Genomic DNA, 18,355 nt, shown 5'->3' with positions numbered 1-18,355 from the left:
ATGAAAAAAGGTTATTTTAAAGTAGATTTTGAGCGTAAAAATCCTCAAAATACTTATGAAAAATTCATGCAAGTAATCAAGCGTTCTTTAAATACGGAGCTTTTTGTAGGTTTGTTTGTCGTATTAAGAGAAATGTTTAAAAAAAACAATAGTGCAACGATTAAATATCCTATGGAAAAAGTTGCTTTAGATGATAGATATCGTGCAGTTCATCGTTTGATGCGTTTTATTGAAAGTGAAAATGAATGTTGTATTGGTTGTGGCTTGTGTGAAAAAATTTGCATTAGTAATTGTATAAGAATGGAAACGAGTTTAAGCGAAGATGGACGCAAAAAGGTCGAAAATTATAGTATTAATTTAGGGCGTTGTATTTATTGTGGATTTTGCGCTGATGTTTGTCCTGAACTTGCCATTGTGCATGGTAAAGAATATGAAAATGCCGCAGAGCAAAGATCTTATTTTGGTCAAAAGGAAGATTTTTTAACTCCTATCGATGAGCTTAAAAATCAAGTAGTGTTTGAGGGAAGTGGCAGTTTAAGAAAAGATGCTGATGATTTAGTAAAGAAAACTCCAAATTATTATGAGATAGATTTGCAAAGACAGCAAGATGCTCCAAAGGAAGAAAATGTTTGAAACGATAGCTTTTTGTTTATTAAGTGTTTTGGTGTTGGGATTTTTTTTAATTAGTGTTTTAAGCACTAGCGTGCTTTATGCTATCAGTTCTTTGGCTGCGGCTATGGTTTTTTTAAGTGGATTTTATTTTTTACTTAATGCTGAATTTATTGGAGCAATTCAAATAATTGTTTACAGTGGAGCTATTTTAGGTCTTTATAGTTTTGCTATGATGTTTTTTGATGCTTCTATAAAAGTAAAAGAAAGTTTAAAAGGTAAAAGAATCTTCATTTTTGCCGTGATTTTTAGTGCTGTTTTATTAGTTAGTATTATTATGGGATATGAGTTTGGTTTAAATGAAACTAGTGAAGTTTATAGTCTTGATTCTACTCAGCAAATAGGCTTTGCTCTATTTACAAAATATATGCTTGCTTTTGAATTTATGGCAATTTTACTTTTAATAGCTTTAATTTGTGCTATAGCACTTACTCAAAAAAATATAAAAAAGGACGAACAATGATGTTAGAAAAATACTACATTGTGGCTATTTTGATGTTTATCATTGGTCTAATAGGTATCATAAAACGCCAAAATTTAATTATGCTTTTTATTTCAAGTGAAATTCTATTAAATGCTGCTAATTTGGCTTTAGTTACAGCAGGAGCTTCTCATAAAGACATAGAAGGTCAAATTTTTGCTTTATTTGTAATGGGAGTTGCAGCTTGTGAAGTAGCTGTTGGGATAGCGCTTTGTGTTTTATGGTATAGAAAAACAGGAACACTAGAGCTTAGCTCTTTAGTTGAAAAAGGAGAGATAAAATGCAAAATTTAGCTTTAATTGCACTTTTTTCTCCTTTGGCCTCAGCTGTTATTTTAGGTATTTTTGCTTTTAGTGCTAAGAAAATTATTTTAGGTTATTTAGCTTCTTTATTTATAGCTTTTTCAGCTCTTGCTTCAATTGTTTTATTAAATAATGGAGTACATTTTAATTTTGAACTTGGTACTTGGATATCTTTAATAGATGTTAGTTTTGGTTTTAAAATAGACTCTATTACTTTGATTATGATGAATGTGGTAAGTATAGTAGCGACTTTTGTGCATTTATATAGTATATTTTATATGGAGCATGATGAAGGGTTTAATCGCTATTTTAGCTATTTGGGACTTTTTGTTTTTTCTATGATGTTTTTGATTATGAGTGATAATTTCTTAGGACTTTTCATAGGTTGGGAAGGTGTTGGACTTTGCTCATGGCTTTTGATAGGTTTTTGGTATCATAATGAAAAATACACTTTTGCTGCTAATGAAGCATTTATCATGAATAGAATTGCAGATTTGGCTTTGCTTTTAGGAATTTTCTTAATTTATATAGAATTTAACTCTTTAAAATATGATGAATTTTTTACCCTTTTATCTTTAGGGCATGAAAATGATGTGATTTTGATTTTAATAGCACTTTTACTTTTTGTAGGTGCTATGGGTAAATCAGCACAATTTCCTTTCCATACTTGGCTTGCTGATGCTATGGCAGGACCTACGCCAGTTTCAGCTCTAATCCATGCTGCTACTATGGTTACTGCGGGAGTTTATTTGGTAATTCGCGCAGGGGAGCTTTATTTACAAGTTCCTGAAGTAGGGTATTTTATCGCTATACTTGGAGCTTTTGTAGCACTTTTTGCTGCTTCTATGGCCATGGTGGCTAAAGATTTAAAAAGAATTATTGCATATTCGACGCTTTCTCAACTTGGGTATATGTTTGTAGCAGCAGGTCTTGGAGCTTATGCAATAGCTTTATTTCATCTTGCAACTCATGCATTTTTTAAATCTTTATTATTCTTAGGTGCGGGTAATGTTATGCATGCTATGAATGATAAGCTTGATATTAGTAAAATGGGTGGACTTTATAAAAGTATGCGTTTTAGTGCTATTTTAATGCTTATAGGTTCTTTAGCTTTAGCAGGAATTTATCCTTTTGCAGGATTTTTCTCTAAAGATTTAATTTTAGGATTTTCTTTTATAAGCCATCATCATGGAATTTTTTTAGTACTTTTAATAGCAGCTTTTATGACAGCTTTTTATAGCTTTAGACTTTTAATGCTTGTATTTTTTACTCCAAAAAGACATGAAGAACATCCCCATGAAGCTAGTAAAATAGCTTTGCTTGCGATGAGTCCTTTGGCTTTACTTGCTATTATAGCAGGACTTTTTGAGCATAGCTTTATGGATTTTGTAAGTAAAAATTTAGCTTTTATTGATGGTCAAAATTCTTTAGTTATGATACTTGCAAGTGTTTCTGCGGTACTTGGAGTGCTTTTAGCTATCATAGCTTATTGGAAAAATTGGTTTAAACCATCACTTTCTAAAACAAGTATTTACAAACTTTTGTTTAATGAATACTACATACCAAAATTTTATCATCAATTTATTGTTAGTAAGTATGCTTTATTTTGTGAATTTTTAAGAAAAGCTGATAAAGAAATTTTAGATGCTTTGGTAGATAGTATTGCATTTTTCCTTAAAACATTTGCTAGGATTCTTAGTATGGGTAAGGATTATTCTTTGGCTTTAAGAATTGTAGTTTTGGCTTTTGTGTGTTTATTTTGTTTAGCTTTGGCGGTGTAATATGCTTGGTTTATTAATGTTATTTCCATTTTTTGCGGCTTTTATAGCTTTATTTTTACAAAAAGAAGATAGCAAGTCCTTTGCTGTTTTAGTTAGTTTTTTGATTTTAGTTTTTAATGTTTTTTTGTTATTTAACTACGATGGTGGTATGGCTTATGAATTTAGTTTAAATTCTTTGATAGTTAATTTTCACATAGGTGTAGATGCTATAGCGCTTTATTTAATATTACTTTGTTCTATTATGATTTTTTTATCTTTTATATGTTTGGATATTCAAGATAAAAGTGTTGTAATAAGTATATTTTTATTACAATTTTGCATTGTAGGACTTTTTGCTTCATTGGATGCTTTATTGTTTTATGTATTTTGGGAGTTTTCTCTTATACCGCTTATTTATTTAATAGGTAGATATTCAGATAATTATAAGGCAGGGATTAAATTTTTCATTTATGCATTTTGCGGTTCTATGCTTATGCTTTTAGCTATTATTTATGTGGGATTTTTGTATTATCAAAGTTTTGGATATTGGAGTTTTGATTTGTTAGCTTGGTATAAGAGTGAATTTTTTATACCTGAGAATGCACAAAATCTAATATTTGTAGGATTTTTTATTGCTTTTGCGATTAAAAGTCCTTTATTTCCTTTTCATACTTGGGCTCCAAAGGTTTATACCAAAAGTCCGACTTTAGTATCTGTAATGCTTGTAAGCTTTAAAATGGCGCCTTTTGGGTTTTTAAGATTTATTTTGCCTTTAGCGCCTGATACTTTGAATCATTATTATTCTTTACTTGCTATTTTATGTATAGTTGGAATTTTATATGCAGCCTTAATTGCTTTTAAAGCCAAGGATTTAAAAGAATTAATTGCTTATAGCTCAATTTCGCATTTGGGTGTGGTAATTTTAGGCATCGTAACTTTTACTTATAATGGGGTTAGTGGTTCTGTATTTTATATGTTTGCACATGGTATAGTAACAGGTGGCTTATTTTTAGCCGCTTATATGCTTTACAAAAGATATCATACTTTTGATTTAGACTTTTATAAAAATTTAGCTAAAACAGCCCCATTATTTAGCTTTTTCTTTGCAGTATTGTTGTTTTCATCTATTTCATTGCCTTTGACTATTTCCTTTGTAGGTGAGTTTTTGATCTTGCAAGGTGTGGCAAGTGTAAATTTATGGTATGCATTATTTGCGGGCGGTGTAATCGTTTTAGGAGCTATTTATATGCTAAATATTTATAGAAATATGTTTTTTGCTACTTGTGAAGAAGAAGTGTGCAGTAAATTTACGCTTAAAAAAGGTGAAATTTTTGTTTTAAGTATTTTAAGTGCATTAGTGATTTATTTAGGGGTAGCTCCAAGTGCTATGCTAGATCAAATTGCTTCTAATGTAAATAGTATTCTTGAAGTTATGCAAACAAGAAATATCGCCATAGAAAATCAAAAAATCATAGATAGTATAAGAGGTTTTTAATGAGTGGTTTTAGTTTAGAAAAATTAAATTTTGTATTATTATTTCCTGTGTTGTCATTGCTTTTTTGGGCTATTGCATTACTTTTATTGAGTGCATTTAAAAAACTTTCTAGAAATTTTTATATAGGAGCAAGTGTTATAGCTTTGCTTAGCACTTTGTGTTTTTTATTGCTTTATAATGGTTTTGTTTTAGATAATTCTCATGCTTTTTTTGGTTTATTTGTAAGCGATAATTATGCAATTTTTGCGCAAATAATTATTTTGTTTTTTTCTATGCTTTATTTGCTTATAGACAAAGATGAACAAAGAGCAGAATTTTTTTCTTTATTTTTGTTTATGGTTGCTTCCTTAATATTAATGGTTTCAAGTACTAATTTAATTGTGATTTTCCTAGCTTTAGAAGGATCTTCTTTAGCTCTTTATACATTAATAGCATTAAGAGGAACTCATAATGCTATTAGTTCTAGCATAAAATATTTTGCCTTAGCTGCAGTAGGGGCTGGATTTTTTGTTTTTGCTTGTGCTTTTGTGTATTTAAAAACAAAGTCTTTGGATTTGGATAATTTATTGCATTCTGAATATATTTCAGATCCTATATTATTATGTGCTGGAGTAATGTTTTTGGTTATTGTTGGAGTAAAACTTTCTATCGCTCCTTTTCATTTTTGGCTAAAAGATGTATATTGTGGAGTTCATACAAATTTTATAGCTTTCATATCTATTGTTCCAAAAATTGCTATGATAATAGTAGTTTTAAGAATTTTTTCTGCTTTAGGCGGTGGAGTAAAATTTGAATACATAGTCGCATCGTTAGCAATTTTTTCTATGCTTGCTGTAAGCATAGTAGCTTTAATTCAAAAAGATGCAAAAAAAATGCTTGCATATAGCTCTATTACTCATTCTTCTTTTATATTGGCTGTTATTGTTTCTAGTATGAGTGTGAGTTCTCAAGGAGATGGAACTTCTTACCTGCTTTCAATTTTTGCCTTGTTCGTTTATTGGGTTTCTTTTGCTTTTGCAAACTATGGAATTTTTTTAATCTTAAGTTTATTTCAAAAAAGCTCATTTGAAAGTTTTTCTGGCTTATTTGATCAAAGACCCGTATTATCTATAATATTAGCTATGTTTATTTTATGTATAGCAGGAATTCCACCTTTTGGGATTTTTTGGGGTAAAATTTTAATTTTAGCTTCTATTTTAAATTCGGGCTATTATGTGCTTATATTTGCTATAGCTTTAAGTTCCATGATCATGCTTTATGCTTATTTGAAAATTTTAATTTATATCTTTTTTAAAAAAAGTCAATCTATAAAGAGTATAAATTTAGATATTAAGCAAAAGATTATTTTAAGTTTATGTTTTATCGGAAGCTTATCATGTGCGTTTTTGCTTTTGTGAAATAATATTGCTATAATCACGCTCATGATAAGGATTTTATTTTTATTATTATTAAGCATAAATTATATATTTTCTTTTGAGGTTATTGTTAATAAAGGGGAAGAACAAAATCGTCCCTTTACACTTTTGCATTTAAAAGATAATAAAGATTTTACTTGCAAGAGTATTTTTGAATTTGAAAAAACTCATTTTGAGTGCAATGTTTTGGGCGTTAGTAATATGCAATTTCAAAATAAAGAATTTGATGATTTTACAATTTATTTTGAAAAACACCAAACTTTTTTGACAATTAAAATATATCCTAAAATTTTAGCTAAAATGTTTAATTATTCTCAAGATATTTTTAATGCTAAAGAAATTCAAAGTCAAAATGGAGATACTTCTAAACATTTTGTGTTTATTTTTACTAAGGATTTAAGGTATTATAAACCTAGCGATGGACTTGATTTTGATATTTATTTTGATGATGCATTAATGCCTTATATTGGAGCATTGGATTTAAATTCTAATCCTATGGAAACTTCAAAAAGTGCAGATTTTAATGCATATTTTAATATCAAACAAGAATATGAAGCCAAAAAATACGATCAAGTTTTACGAGATGCTGTTAATGCTATTAAGCGTTATCAAGGTAGTGTATTTATGAATGAATTTGAGCTTTATAAATTAAGAGCGCAAAATAAGCTTTACACTTATGAGCTTGATAAAGATCAGCAAATTTTAGAGCAAATGCTAGATGATGCTAAAAGATGGGTGAGAACTTATATTAATGATAAAGATTATACGGAAGTAATGTATATCATGATGAGAGTTTATATGGGCTTATCTCAAAGATCTAATGTCGATTATATTATTGATACTTTAAGTACTGAGCATAAAGACGATAAATATACCATAATAGCTTTACTTGATTATGCAGATTATTTATATCATTTGGGTAAAAAAAATATAGCAAATAATATTTATCAAGATGTATATTATTCTACTCCGAATGCAGATTTAGCTAGTAGAGCTGCTTTATTTTTGTCTAAAAATTATTTAGAAGCGCAAAATACAAAAGAAGCCAAGGAGTTAGCAAGTAAAATTTTAGAATCAAATCCTGAATTTTTTATGAGTGATTTAGAAAATTCTTTATCCTTAGCTAAGGCTTTTAGTAATCATAGAATTTATGATTTAAGTTCTAAAATTTATGAGTATATTTTTACGCATTTGACTAAAGTCGATAAAGAATATGAAAGAGTATTAAAAGATCTTTCTTTGGCTTTGTTAAATGCAAATGAACATACTAAAGCTCAAAAGTATTTAGATCTTTACACGGAAGATTTTCCTTTGGGTGAATATGTGAGTTTAATAAAAGAAGCTCAAGATAAAAATTTCTTATATTTAAAAGATAATAATGCAAGTTTTTTACATCAAAGATATGAAGAGATCATGCAAAAGTATGCTGGAGAAATTTCTAGTATGGCTTTATTTGATAATGTGAGATTATATTTTCAAGAAAAAAATTATGAAAAAGTTGTAAGTTATCAAAAAGACATAGAAAAATATTCCAACAAAGAAATCAAAAATCTTTTAGAACAAGCTGCTATCTTAGTTTTAGAACAAAATTTAAAAAATGATGAGTGCTTAGCTGCTGTTAAAATATATGATGATTTTAAGATATATGATGTGGGAAATAAAATACAAAATAAAAAACAAATGCTTGAATGCTTTAAGCGTACTACTCGTATAGAAGAAGCTAAAAAATATATAGTTGAAAATGAAAATGATGATATTATTTTTTATAAACTCCAAAGTGCAGATTTGGCGCTTAAAGATAAGCGTTATCGTTTTGTTGTAAAAGCAATTAATGATATTTTAAATACAAGAACTATTATTAGCGATGATGAAAAATTTGAAGCAAATTATATTAAATTTTTTGCTGAACTTAAATTGCAAGATTATAATGCTATGATAAGAACTTTGCAAAAACTAGAGCAATTTCCTATGAATTATCGTATGGTGGAATTATATTATGAGTTTTTGCGTTATTGTGAAAAAAATAATTTTCTAACAAGTATTTTAACTTATGCTCCAAAGGCTATTGATTATCAAAATTTAAAAGGAGTAAATCTTTTTAGTCCGGATTTAGAATTTATCTATATTAAAGCCTTAAAACAAAACAATCAAGCTCAACAAGCCTTAACTTTGTTTAAAGATTTACTTGCTAATCCTTTAAAAGATGATGAGCGTGCAAGAGCTTTTTATATGCAAAGTAATATTTATGAAGATTTAAAAGATGTACAAAATCAAAAGCAAAGTTTGCAAAATTGTATAGATATTAACACAACAAGCAATTGGCAAAATTTATGTAAAGATAAATTAAATGTCTTAAACACTCAGCCTTGATGTTTTTTTAAAATATAAGCTTTTAAATTTTCATAAGCGTTTTGAAAATCTAAAATTTCTTTGTTGAATTTTTTATTAAAAGTTCTTTGTCTTTTGGCAAGTTGTCTTGTGTGAATGATGATGAGTTCTTCAAGCTCGTTTAAATTTATTTTTTTATCTAAAAAATCTTTACATTCTTTTAAGCCTATGGAATTTAGTGCTTTTAAATGATGATCGTAGTTACTATATAGCATTTTAGCTTCATCTATTAAACCCTCATCAAGCATATTTTTAGTGCGTTTAATAATGCGTTTTTCTAAAAGATCTTTTTGCCAAGAAATTTCAAAAATATCAAGTTTTTTAATTAAAGCTTCTTGTTTTGTTTCTTTTAAAACTTCGCTTGGGATTTTATTAGTTTGCTCATAAATTCCAAGCCATTTTTTTAAGCGATAGGTGTCGTTTTTTTCTATTTTGGCATGTGGATCAGTTTTTATCATTAAATGATAAATTTCATCATTACTTAGCGTGCTTTGACTTTCTTTGAAATTTTCACTCAAGCCATCCATTAAAGCTTTTAAATAAAAACTAGTTCCACCTGTGATGATAAGCATTTGATCGTTTTTTTGTGCAAAAGCTTTTGCTTTTTTATATTCTTCAAAAAACAAAGCGATGTTAAAATGCTCATTGACATTTAATAAATTTATGCCAAAATAATCAAGCTCATCTAAGGTTTTTTGCTCTGTTTTGGCTGAAGCGATGTTGATTTGTTTATACACGCAAAGACTATCAAGGCTTAAAATGCTTGCATTAAATTCATAAGCTAGTTTGTTAGCAAGTTCTGTTTTGCCACTTGCAGTAGTTCCAATAAGAGCAAATTCAAAAAACATCGTAAAAATATCCTAAATTTAAAATTATTTTAGTAAAATCATAACAAAAATATATTATAAAGAGAAAAAATGCCTTTATTAAAAGAAAAATTAAAAGATATTTTGGACTTGATTGTTTTTAAGCATTCTATTTTTGCTTTACCATTTTTGTTTGTTTCTATGATTGTAGCTTCTGTTATTTTAAATGATAGCACTTGGTTTGGTTTTAAAGCTTTGTTTTTGGGTGTTATTTGCGCGGTAAGTGCAAGAAATTTTGCAATGGCAATCAATCGTTTGATGGATGAAGACATTGATAAAAACAATCCAAGATGTGCAAATAGACCTAATATCGATGGTCGTATAGGTAAAACTAGCATTTTACTTTTTATTATTTTAAATGCTATTATTTTTGTTTTGGCAAGTTATTTTATCAACAAACTAGCCTTTGCTCTTTCTTTGCCGGTATTGTTTATTTTAGCTATTTATTCAGCCTTTAAAAGATTTTCATCCCTAGCGCATTTAGTATTAGGATTTTGCTTAGGACTTGCTCCTATTGCAGGCAGTATTGTGGTTTTGGGAAGTATTGAAATTTATAGTGTTATTTTGTGTTTGGGTGTTACTTTTTGGACAGCTGGTTTTGATTTACTTTATGCTTTGCAAGATATGGAGTATGATAAAAAGACAGGCTTGCACTCTATACCTGCTAAATTTGGGCTTGAAGCGACCTTGTTCATCTCAGCATTTTGTCATGTTTTAGCAGTGCTTTTTTGGTTTTTATTTGTTTGGGTAGCTCCAACAGGAAATATTGCATTTTTAGGTGTGATTGTTAGTGCTGTTATTTTATTTTTTGAGCACCGCATTGTTAGAAAGAATTTTGCAAAAATTGACAAAGCATTTTTTACTTTAAATGGGTATTTAAGTATAGTGTTTTTTATTTTTATATGGGTTGATCTTTTATGGAGATGAAATTTTTTAAAAGTTCTTTGGAATTAGAATTTGAAGAGAGCACAGAAAGATATGAAGAGTTTTTGCAAGAATATGTTTCAAGTAATAATTATGTCAATTTAAGCAAATGGAAAAAGCTTGCTTCAAGGGTAGAATTTAGCGAGGGTGAGCAGTTGATTTTTGATTTGCTTATGGATTTAAAGCAAGAATTGTATTTGATAAAAAATGATATTAATAAAACAAAATTATTTGTTAATTTAAAATATAAATCTTTTGTGATTGGGGTAAATTTTACACATATTCAATTTAAAGATAGGTGTTTAATGCAAGATGAAGATTATTATGCTAGATTTAATTTAAATGGTCAAAAAATTAGTATTTTTTTTAAAGCATTAAATGAGAATGAAGCAAAAATCACGCAAATAAAAGCAGAAGATGAGCTCGTGTATGATAATTTTGTAGCAAATATGCAAAGAGCAATGATTAAAATTTTAAAGGAGCAAGAAAATGGATAGTGATTTATTATTGTGGCTAGTTGTAACTTTATTAATTTTTGCTATGTTTGCTTATATGATGATTAAAGAAAAAGAAAGTATTGTTAAGATCAATGAGCTTGGTAAAATGATAGAAGATTTAAATAAACAATATCATTATTTAAAAAAAGAAAGTTTAGATGAGCAAGAGCAAGAAAAAGAAGAAATAGACACTGAAGCCATAAGAGAAGAATTAAAAGAAGAACTTTTGCAGGTGCTAGAACAAAAAATCAATCAAAATATTATTCCTATTTTAAGTGCTTTAAAAGAAGTGGAAGAAGTAATTGAAGAATTTCAAAGTGAGCAAAAAAATCGTTTATTAAATTTAGAACAAAAAACCCAAAGTATTACAAAATTAAGCCCAAGCTATGATAATGAAGAGCAAAAAGTTATCGAACTTTTTAATCAAAAAAAATCCATAGAGCAAATTGCCAAAGATTTGCGTATAGGTATGGGCAGGGTTGAGCTTATTTTAAAATTTAATAAATTATTATAAAGGCCTTTGATGTTAGTAGATAGCTATGGAAGAGTGATTGATTATTTAAGAATTTCAGTAACACAAAGATGTAATTTTCGTTGCCTTTATTGTATGCCAAAAACTCCATTTGAATGGAGTGCTAAGGAAAATCTTTTATCTTTTGAAGAACTTTTTATGTTTGTTAAAGTTTGCATTGATGAAGGAGTTAAGAAAATTCGTATTACAGGTGGTGAGCCTTTAGTAAGAAAAGATTTGCATAAATTTATTGCTATGATTAGTGAGTATAAGCAAGATATAGATCTAGCGCTTACTACTAATGCTTCTTTATTAAAACAACAAGCAAAGGATTTAAAACAAGCGGGCTTAAAAAGAATTAACATCTCTTTGGATACTTTAAAAGAAGAAGTGGCCTTTAAATTAGCTCAAAAAAACATACTCAAAGATGTGTTAAATGGTATTAATGAGGCTTTAGAATTAGGTTTTAATATTAAATTTAACACCGTAGCGCTTAAAGGAATTAATGATAGTGAATTTATCGATCTTTTAGAATTTGCTAAAGCACGCAAAAGCCAAATTCGCTTTATAGAATTTATGGAAAATTATCATGCTTATGGAGATTTAAAAGGCTTAAAATCAACAGAAATTTTAAATATCATTGCTCAAAAGTATTCTTTTAAACAAGGACAAAAAAGTCCAAATGCACCTGCGACTATTTATGAACTTGAAGATGGGTATGAGTTTGGCATTATTGATCCACATAGCCATGATTTTTGTGATAGTTGTAACCGTATAAGGCTTTCAGCCGAAGGGCTTTTAATACCTTGTTTATATTATGATGAGGCTTTAAGCATTAAAAAAGCTATACGCAATAAAGACATAGCAAGTGCTTGTGAAGTTTTAAAAACCGTGATAAAAAATAAATCAGAAAAAAATAGATGGGCAGAAAATGAAGCCAATCAAAGTTCCACAAGAGCCTTTTATCAAACAGGTGGATAATGGAAGTTGTTGAAACTTTTTTAAGCTTGCAAGGTGAGGGAAAATATAGTGGAAATTTGGCTATATTTGTAAGATTTGCCGGGTGTAATTTTAACTGCGCAGGCTTTGGAGTAAAAAAAGAAAAAGATTCTAAAATACTTTTGGGCTGTGATACTATAAGAGCTGTTTTTACTAAAGAATTTAAAACTTGTTATAAAACATATACTTCAGCAAAGCTTTTTGATGAGGTTTTGAAGCTAGCAAATTCACGCAAAGTTATAGTTGTAATTACGGGCGGTGAGCCTTTGTTAAATTATCAAAATAAAGATTTTTTGTGTTTTATTAATTTACTTTTAGAAAATGATTTTATGGTGCATTTTGAAACAAATGCAAGCATTGAAATTGATTTTGAAAAATATCCTTTGTATAAAAAATGTTATTTTGCTTTAGGAGTAAAGCTTAGCAATAGTGGTGTAAAAAAAGAAAAAAGAATTAATGAAAAAGCTTTGAAAGCTTTTAAAAATTATGCTAAGGAAAGTTTTTATAAATTTGTTTTGGATAAGGATTTTTTACAAGAAAATAAAGCCTTAAAAGAAATCAATGAAATTTTACAAGTTTGTAAAAATGATGTTTTTTGTATGCCTATGGGGTCAAATGAAGAAGAAATTTCCAAAAACGCCTTAAGTGTTGCTGAATTTTGTATAAAAAATGGATATAATTACTCCGATAGATTGCATATTAGAATTTGGGGAGATAAAGAAGGCGTATGATTATTAGAAAAATGTTTGAATTTGAAAATGCTCATATTGTTAGATTTTGTAGCTCCAAGCGATGTAAAACAAGCATACATGGCCACTCTTATAAGGTAGAAATTTTACTTGAGAGTAAATACCTTGATAATGCTGGAATGGTGTATGATTTTGGTTTGTTAAAAGATGAAATAAAACAAATTATTGATAGTTTTGATCATGCTATTACGCTTTTTAAAGATGATGATAAAGCTTATTTAGAAGATATGAAAAAGCACTCGCAAAGATGGGTGAGTTTACCTGTGAATGTAAGCGCGGAAAATTTTGTACGCATATTTTTTGTACTGATTGATACTTTGCTTTTAAAGACTAAGATGGTCAATGGCGAGCAAGGTGTTAGTTTAAAAAGCATTATTGTACATGAAACAAGAACGGGTTATGCACAAGGTTTTAGAGAAGATGCTTATAGTGAATTTTTACCAAAGATTGATTTGGCAGATATTGACTTTTCACAAGCTATAAGAGATGAATGGAAAGATAAAGATTTTTTTGAAAAACTTCAAGATGTAAATTTTGTTTTTATCAATCAAAAGGAGGTGTAATGAAAAAGATTTTATTGATTGTGCCAATATTGCTTTTTATGGCTTGTTCAAATCAAGAGAATAAAAATATAAAAAAAGAAATACAAACCGAGCAAGTTCAGATTGAACAAAGTGATTCTAATGTCATTATAGATGATGAAACACTTCCTATACCTGTTGATGATGATATACAAGATGAAAATAATACACAAGGACAATAATGGATCAAAGTTATGAATTTTTTTTAGCATTGCATGTGTATAGTTTATATACAAATGGTTTTTTAATGTTGTTTTATTTGTATTTGACTCAAAGTAACTTCTCACAAGAATTTATCTTTATAAAAAGAATTCGTCTATTTTTACCAATTTATTATTTGTTTTTAGCAATTACACTTTTTACTGGAAGTTTGTTATGGGCTTTAAAGCATTTTGAATTTAATTTCTATGTGCTTTCTATGTGGTTTTGTTGGATTTTGATTTTTGCTTTGGCTATTTATCAATTTGTTTTATTTAAAAAAGCAAGATTGTTTAAACGCTATGCTAAATTTAGATTTTTAAGTTTTTTTATTTTGTGTTTGGGTATATTCTTACTTTTTGTACCTTATTTACTTAAGAGGTTTTATTTTTAATGCAATTTTTATATCACCCACAAAGTGGTACTGCAAGTTTAGAGCTAGAAAATGAAGCCTTTTTGCACTTAAAGGCTCGAAGAATTAAAGTGAGTGATAAAATTATATTAAAGAATTTGAAAGATTTTTATACTTACACTTATGAATGCATAGAGCTTTCTAGACGCTCTTGCGTATTAAATTTACTTGATAAAAAAGAAGAAAAACAAGAATTAAAAACATATATACATTTAGCTTTGGCGGTGATTGATCCAAAGGTTATAGAAAAAACTTTACCTTTTTTAAATGAACTTGGAGTAGCAAAACTTTCTTTTGTGCATATGGAATACTCGCAAAAAAATTTTAAATTAGATTTTAAAAGAATGGAAAAAATTCTTATAGAATCATCCCAGCAATGCGGTCGTGCTTCTTTAATGGAACTTGAAAGTTTTGATGACTTTAAAAAATTTCAGCAAGCTTATGAAAATATTGTTTTGATAGATTTTGAAGGTGAAGATTTGATGAATTTTGATCCCGGTAGGTATGTATTTTTGGTTGGGGCTGAAGGCGGATTTTCGCAAAAAGAAAGAGAGATAAATATAAAAAGAGCAAAATTACAAGCCAACTATATACTTAAAGCACAAACAGCACTTATAGGGGTTGCTTCAAAATTTATAATTTAAAAGCATGCTTAAATTTAGCTATTTTTTATATAAAAATCTATATAATTACGCCTTAATGTTTTGAAAAAGGATAAACAATGAAGAAAGAAATTCATCCAGAATATGTAGAGTGTAAAGTTAGTTGTGCTTGTGGAAATTCTTTTACTACTAAGTCAAATAAATCAGAAATTAAAGTTGATATTTGTTCAAGCTGCCACCCATTCTTTACAGGTAGTGAAAAAATCGTAGATGCTGCGGGTCGTGTAGAGAAATTTAAGAAAAAATACGCAATGCAATAATGTTATATTTTATTCCTACACCCATAGGAAATTTAAACGATATTTCTTTTCATTCTTTAGAAATTTTACAAAAATGCAAGCTCTTTTTATGTGAAGATACAAGAGTTTGCAAATCTTTAATTCATCTTCTTAATGAAAAATTTAATTTAGAAATAAAGCCTGATAAATATATAGCTTTACATACTCATAATGAAAAAGATTTTTTAGCAAAAATAAATGAGGATTTTTTTAAACAAGATATTGCATATTTAAGTGATGCAGGTATGCCAGGTATTAGCGATCCGGGACAATTTTTAATCGAATATGCTATTAAAAACAATATTGACTATGAAGTCTTAGCAGGATCAAATGCTGCTTTGCTTGCATTGGTTTCAAGTGCATTTTGTAAAAAAGAATTTATTTTTATGGGTTTTTTGGCTAATAAAAATCCTCAAAGACAAAAAGATATTGAAAATTTAATGCTTAATCCTTATCCTAGTATAGTTTATGAAGCACCCACTAGAATACTTAATTTGGTAGAAGAAATTAGTAAAATTGATCCTTTAAGAGAAATTTTTATCATAAAAGAAGCAACAAAGAAATTTGAAACTAAATTTAGAGCAGAAGCTTTAGAGGTTTTGGAAAAATTAAAAACAATGGATTTACGCGGTGAGTGGTGTGTAGTGGTAAATGCTAAAGAAAAGCAATTTCATCAAAATACCTTGTGTGAGCAAGATATTTATGAGCTTGATTTATCTTTAAAGGCAAAGGCAAAACTTCTTTCGAAAATCAATGCAAAATCTCCAAAAGAAAATTATCAAAAACTGCTTTTAAGTTGAATTTGGTTATTATTTAAAAATGATAGTTTATGGTAAGCAAGTGTTTTTTTATATCTTAGAAAAGCATGAAGAAAAAATTAAAGAAATTTATTTAGCGAAAGAATGTGAAAAAGCTGATTTTTCAAAAATAACAAGGGCATCAAAAAAAATTAAAAAACTCGATTTTAAAGCCGCACAAAGCTTGGCAAGAGGTGGAAATCATCAAGGTTTTTTAATGGAAATTGATGAATTTGAATTTAGCTCTTTTGAGGGTTTAAAAGAAAAAGATTTTATAGTTATTTTATATAATATTAGCGATGTTGGAAATATAGGTGCTATCGTGCGTAGTGCTTATGCTTTAGGTGCTGATGGGGTTATTTTGGTAGCTAAAAGCGTGGCTATGGATGGAGTTATTCGTGCAAGTAGTGGAGCAGCTTTAGATATGAAAATAGTCTTAAATGATGATATTTTAAGCATGATAAATGAGTTAAAACAAAAAGGTTTTTATATCTATGCTAGTGCAAGCGGAGGTAGTGATATACATACTATCAAGGCTAAAGATAAAAAAGTTTTGATTATGGGAAGTGAAGGTTTTGGTATAGCGCCAAAGGTGCTTAAAAAATGCGATGAGTGCGTAGGTATAAAAATGCACAATGATTTTGATAGTTTAAATGTTAGTGCAGCATTTGCAATACTTTGCGATAGGATGAAAAATGGATAGTTGGAAAAAATTAGAAGATTTAAATTTGTTAGAAGTTCAAAAAAGAACACAAATAGAAATAGCTTGTCTTGAATATATCATTAAGAAAGATTTTAAGTCTTTATCCCGCTTTAATGTAAATGGCTTTATTAAAATTTTACAAAGAGAGTATGAGCTTGACTTTTCTAATTTTTTAGAAGAATATCATGCCTATTTAGAAGAAAATGGTATTGAGAAAAAAAATCATGTGCATATTTCACCTAGAATGAACTCATATACCAAAGAAAGCTCAAGTGTATGGTATATTGTGATTATAGTAGTAGTACTTTTGATAGTAGCTTTGGCCTGGGGTGTTTCAAGATTTTTTCAAAGTTCTACTTTAGATGAAAATACTACCAATGTATTAAATCAAGAGCAGGTTGTTTTAGAAGAAAAAGTTGATGAAAATGAAACACCAGTTCTTAATTTTTTTGCTGATGATGCTATGGAAAATAATGAAACAAACGCGACTATTTTAGAACCAATAAGCGAGAACAATAATACAGAAAAAACATTAGAAGATAATGCTAGCTCAAATATGCCTGAAGAAAATATCATTTTACTCAATGAAAGCATTATAAAACCAAGTGCAGAGCTTTGGATTGGTATGGTGGATTTAAAAACTTTTAGAAAGAGCTCTTTAACTATTAAAAATGATTATGTTTTACCTTTGGATAAAGATATGTTAATTACCACAGGCCACGCTGCTTTTAGCTTAAACGATGAAAATAATAATACTTTAGAGTTTAAAAACGGTGTGTCTAAATTTTTAATGATTAAAGATGGTAAAATCAAACAAATTACAAAAGCTGAATTTATCAAAGAAAATAGAGGAAAATTATGGTAAGAATTTTAATATTTTCCATTTTTTTTACTCTTAACGCTTTTGCACTAAGTGCTTTAGAAGTTGCAAAACATATTGTTAATGATAATTCTAAAGATGCGAAATTAGAGCTTTTGTTTGCAAGGAATGATTATAAAGATGAACGCGGAAACGTAGATATTTACACTATTTCTCAAATTTTAAAAACTAATTCTTTGGCAAATTTTATATTAAATGAGCCAAAAACTCTAACTTTTAGTTTTAAAGCTCAAGCTGATTCTGTTTTATTTTTTAAAACTATTAATGATACTTTAAATGAATTAGGCTATGTGTATTTTATACCAACTGAATTAACTTTAAGGGAAAATTATATCACCTATAAGTTAGCTGTAGATTCTCAATATATGCTTGATCCAGGAGTTTTCTATAAAGCCTTATTATCAAGCTCTGTTTTTATTAAAGATATTTCTAAAATTTCAGAGTTAAATTATGAGTATGAGCTAGATTTTTCAAAAGCAAAACCTAAAGTTAATACTCAAATTCCACTAAATACCATCACTCAATTAAATAAGCCTTTAAGAGAGTATATTGTTGATTTACAAGGAGCAAAAAGCATAGAGCTTAGCGCGCACAATCTTGATTCTTGGTTTTGTAAAATTCAATTTTTAGATAAAAATTTAAATTTTATTCAAGGTATAGAAAACACACACAAACAAAATGAAATTAATATAAATATCCCATTGGGTGCAAAATATGCTATCATTGGCGATATGTTTAGCCTTGATAACATAAAAAGGGGTTTAAAGATTTACTTAAGACGCTAAAAA

The 18,355-nt window shown here is 28.3% G+C and carries 22 protein-coding genes; 21 read left to right on the top strand and 1 reads right to left on the bottom strand.

The window, feature by feature from the left end:
• The 7 genes from nuoI to L8Y18_RS03545 are packed head-to-tail and all read left to right on the top strand — an operon-like array spanning nucleotide 1 to nucleotide 8,492.
• Nucleotides 1-633 (top strand): NADH-quinone oxidoreductase subunit NuoI, encoded by a 633-nt coding sequence (nuoI, locus tag L8Y18_RS03575; RefSeq protein WP_263676256.1) that lies wholly within the window; start codon nucleotides 1-3, stop codon nucleotides 631-633.
• Nucleotides 626-1,132 carry an NADH-quinone oxidoreductase subunit J gene (locus tag L8Y18_RS03570; protein WP_133319478.1) on the top strand — a complete coding sequence of 169 codons (507 nt, stop codon included), beginning with the start codon at nucleotides 626-628 and terminating at the stop codon, nucleotides 1,130-1,132. The genes nuoI and L8Y18_RS03570 overlap by 8 nt, the downstream gene beginning before the upstream one ends.
• Nucleotides 1,132-1,443, top strand: a complete 312-nt coding sequence (nuoK, locus tag L8Y18_RS03565) for an NADH-quinone oxidoreductase subunit NuoK (protein WP_263676268.1) — start codon at nucleotides 1,132-1,134, stop codon at nucleotides 1,441-1,443. Before L8Y18_RS03570 ends, nuoK begins: the two co-directional genes overlap by 1 nt.
• On the top strand, nucleotides 1,431-3,233 hold the full coding sequence (gene nuoL / locus L8Y18_RS03560; protein WP_263676254.1) for an NADH-quinone oxidoreductase subunit L: 1,803 nt from the start codon (nucleotides 1,431-1,433) through the stop codon (nucleotides 3,231-3,233). Before nuoK ends, nuoL begins: the two co-directional genes overlap by 13 nt.
• A 1-nt stretch (nucleotide 3,234) precedes the next feature.
• Entirely contained in the window at nucleotides 3,235-4,707 is a 1,473-nt protein-coding gene (locus L8Y18_RS03555) for a complex I subunit 4 family protein (protein ID WP_220566536.1), read from the top strand.
• A complete protein-coding gene (locus L8Y18_RS03550) occupies nucleotides 4,707-6,104 on the top strand; it encodes an NADH-quinone oxidoreductase subunit N (RefSeq protein ID WP_263662756.1) in 1,398 nt (465 codons plus the stop codon). The genes L8Y18_RS03555 and L8Y18_RS03550 overlap by 1 nt, the downstream gene beginning before the upstream one ends.
• A gap of 24 nt (nucleotides 6,105-6,128) precedes the next feature.
• Nucleotides 6,129-8,492, top strand: a complete 2,364-nt coding sequence (locus tag L8Y18_RS03545) for a tetratricopeptide repeat protein (protein ID WP_263676252.1) — start codon at nucleotides 6,129-6,131, stop codon at nucleotides 8,490-8,492.
• Here the strand turns inward: L8Y18_RS03545 and miaA are convergent.
• The gene (miaA, locus tag L8Y18_RS03540) at nucleotides 8,483-9,358 is read right to left on the bottom strand and encodes a tRNA (adenosine(37)-N6)-dimethylallyltransferase MiaA (protein ID WP_263676250.1); all 876 of its coding nucleotides are present in this window, start codon (nucleotides 9,356-9,358) and stop codon (nucleotides 8,483-8,485) included. The two genes, L8Y18_RS03545 and miaA, sit on opposite strands and share 10 nt — an antisense overlap.
• 69 nt (nucleotides 9,359-9,427) lie before the next feature.
• Here miaA and mqnP point away from each other — a divergent pair, with 69 nt between their 5' ends.
• The 14 genes from mqnP to L8Y18_RS03470 all read left to right on the top strand — a co-directional run bounded on the left by mqnP (nucleotide 9,428) and on the right by L8Y18_RS03470 (nucleotide 18,352).
• A complete protein-coding gene (mqnP, locus tag L8Y18_RS03535; protein ID WP_263660452.1) occupies nucleotides 9,428-10,303 on the top strand; it encodes a menaquinone biosynthesis prenyltransferase MqnP in 876 nt (291 codons plus the stop codon).
• Nucleotides 10,300-10,797: a hypothetical protein gene (locus tag L8Y18_RS03530; protein WP_220566541.1), complete on the top strand. Its 498-nt coding sequence runs from the start codon at nucleotides 10,300-10,302 to the stop codon at nucleotides 10,795-10,797. Before mqnP ends, L8Y18_RS03530 begins: the two co-directional genes overlap by 4 nt.
• On the top strand, nucleotides 10,790-11,311 hold the full coding sequence (locus L8Y18_RS03525) for a DUF6115 domain-containing protein (protein ID WP_263676248.1): 522 nt from the start codon (nucleotides 10,790-10,792) through the stop codon (nucleotides 11,309-11,311). The genes L8Y18_RS03530 and L8Y18_RS03525 overlap by 8 nt, the downstream gene beginning before the upstream one ends.
• Nucleotides 11,312-11,320: 9 nt before the next feature.
• Nucleotides 11,321-12,289, top strand: coding sequence for a GTP 3',8-cyclase MoaA (gene moaA / locus L8Y18_RS03520; protein WP_263661507.1), 969 nt, complete (start codon nucleotides 11,321-11,323; stop codon nucleotides 12,287-12,289).
• Nucleotides 12,289-13,038, top strand: coding sequence for a 7-carboxy-7-deazaguanine synthase QueE (locus L8Y18_RS03515; protein ID WP_220566543.1), 750 nt, complete (start codon nucleotides 12,289-12,291; stop codon nucleotides 13,036-13,038). The genes moaA and L8Y18_RS03515 overlap by 1 nt, the downstream gene beginning before the upstream one ends.
• On the top strand, nucleotides 13,035-13,619 hold the full coding sequence (locus L8Y18_RS03510) for a 6-pyruvoyl trahydropterin synthase family protein (RefSeq protein WP_220566544.1): 585 nt from the start codon (nucleotides 13,035-13,037) through the stop codon (nucleotides 13,617-13,619). Before L8Y18_RS03515 ends, L8Y18_RS03510 begins: the two co-directional genes overlap by 4 nt.
• Nucleotides 13,619-13,819 (top strand): cytochrome C, encoded by a 201-nt coding sequence (locus tag L8Y18_RS03505; RefSeq protein ID WP_133319490.1) that lies wholly within the window; start codon nucleotides 13,619-13,621, stop codon nucleotides 13,817-13,819. The genes L8Y18_RS03510 and L8Y18_RS03505 overlap by 1 nt, the downstream gene beginning before the upstream one ends.
• The gene (locus L8Y18_RS03500) at nucleotides 13,819-14,229 is read left to right on the top strand and encodes a hypothetical protein (RefSeq protein WP_220566545.1); all 411 of its coding nucleotides are present in this window, start codon (nucleotides 13,819-13,821) and stop codon (nucleotides 14,227-14,229) included. The genes L8Y18_RS03505 and L8Y18_RS03500 overlap by 1 nt, the downstream gene beginning before the upstream one ends.
• Nucleotides 14,229-14,891 carry a 16S rRNA (uracil(1498)-N(3))-methyltransferase gene (locus tag L8Y18_RS03495; RefSeq protein WP_263666595.1) on the top strand — a complete coding sequence of 221 codons (663 nt, stop codon included), beginning with the start codon at nucleotides 14,229-14,231 and terminating at the stop codon, nucleotides 14,889-14,891. Before L8Y18_RS03500 ends, L8Y18_RS03495 begins: the two co-directional genes overlap by 1 nt.
• Before the next feature lie 77 nt (nucleotides 14,892-14,968).
• Nucleotides 14,969-15,169: a 50S ribosomal protein L31 gene (rpmE, locus tag L8Y18_RS03490; protein WP_039664588.1), complete on the top strand. Its 201-nt coding sequence runs from the start codon at nucleotides 14,969-14,971 to the stop codon at nucleotides 15,167-15,169.
• Nucleotides 15,169-15,987 carry a 16S rRNA (cytidine(1402)-2'-O)-methyltransferase gene (gene rsmI / locus L8Y18_RS03485; RefSeq protein ID WP_263676246.1) on the top strand — a complete coding sequence of 273 codons (819 nt, stop codon included), beginning with the start codon at nucleotides 15,169-15,171 and terminating at the stop codon, nucleotides 15,985-15,987. The genes rpmE and rsmI overlap by 1 nt, the downstream gene beginning before the upstream one ends.
• Before the next feature lie 19 nt (nucleotides 15,988-16,006).
• The gene (gene rlmB / locus L8Y18_RS03480; protein WP_263676244.1) at nucleotides 16,007-16,687 is read left to right on the top strand and encodes a 23S rRNA (guanosine(2251)-2'-O)-methyltransferase RlmB; all 681 of its coding nucleotides are present in this window, start codon (nucleotides 16,007-16,009) and stop codon (nucleotides 16,685-16,687) included.
• Nucleotides 16,680-17,552, top strand: coding sequence for a hypothetical protein (locus L8Y18_RS03475; protein ID WP_263676242.1), 873 nt, complete (start codon nucleotides 16,680-16,682; stop codon nucleotides 17,550-17,552). Before rlmB ends, L8Y18_RS03475 begins: the two co-directional genes overlap by 8 nt.
• Complete coding sequence (locus L8Y18_RS03470) at nucleotides 17,546-18,352, top strand: hypothetical protein (protein ID WP_263659525.1); 807 nt, start codon at nucleotides 17,546-17,548, stop codon at nucleotides 18,350-18,352. Before L8Y18_RS03475 ends, L8Y18_RS03470 begins: the two co-directional genes overlap by 7 nt.
• Nucleotides 18,353-18,355 lie beyond the last annotated feature (3 nt).

Source organism: Campylobacter sp. CNRCH_2007_0968H (genome assembly GCF_025773245.1).
Taxonomy (GTDB): Bacteria; Campylobacterota; Campylobacteria; order Campylobacterales; family Campylobacteraceae; genus Campylobacter_D; species Campylobacter_D lari_D.
Note: the sequence above shows the minus strand (reverse complement) of the source record. Positions and strands in the feature narration are given on the sequence as shown.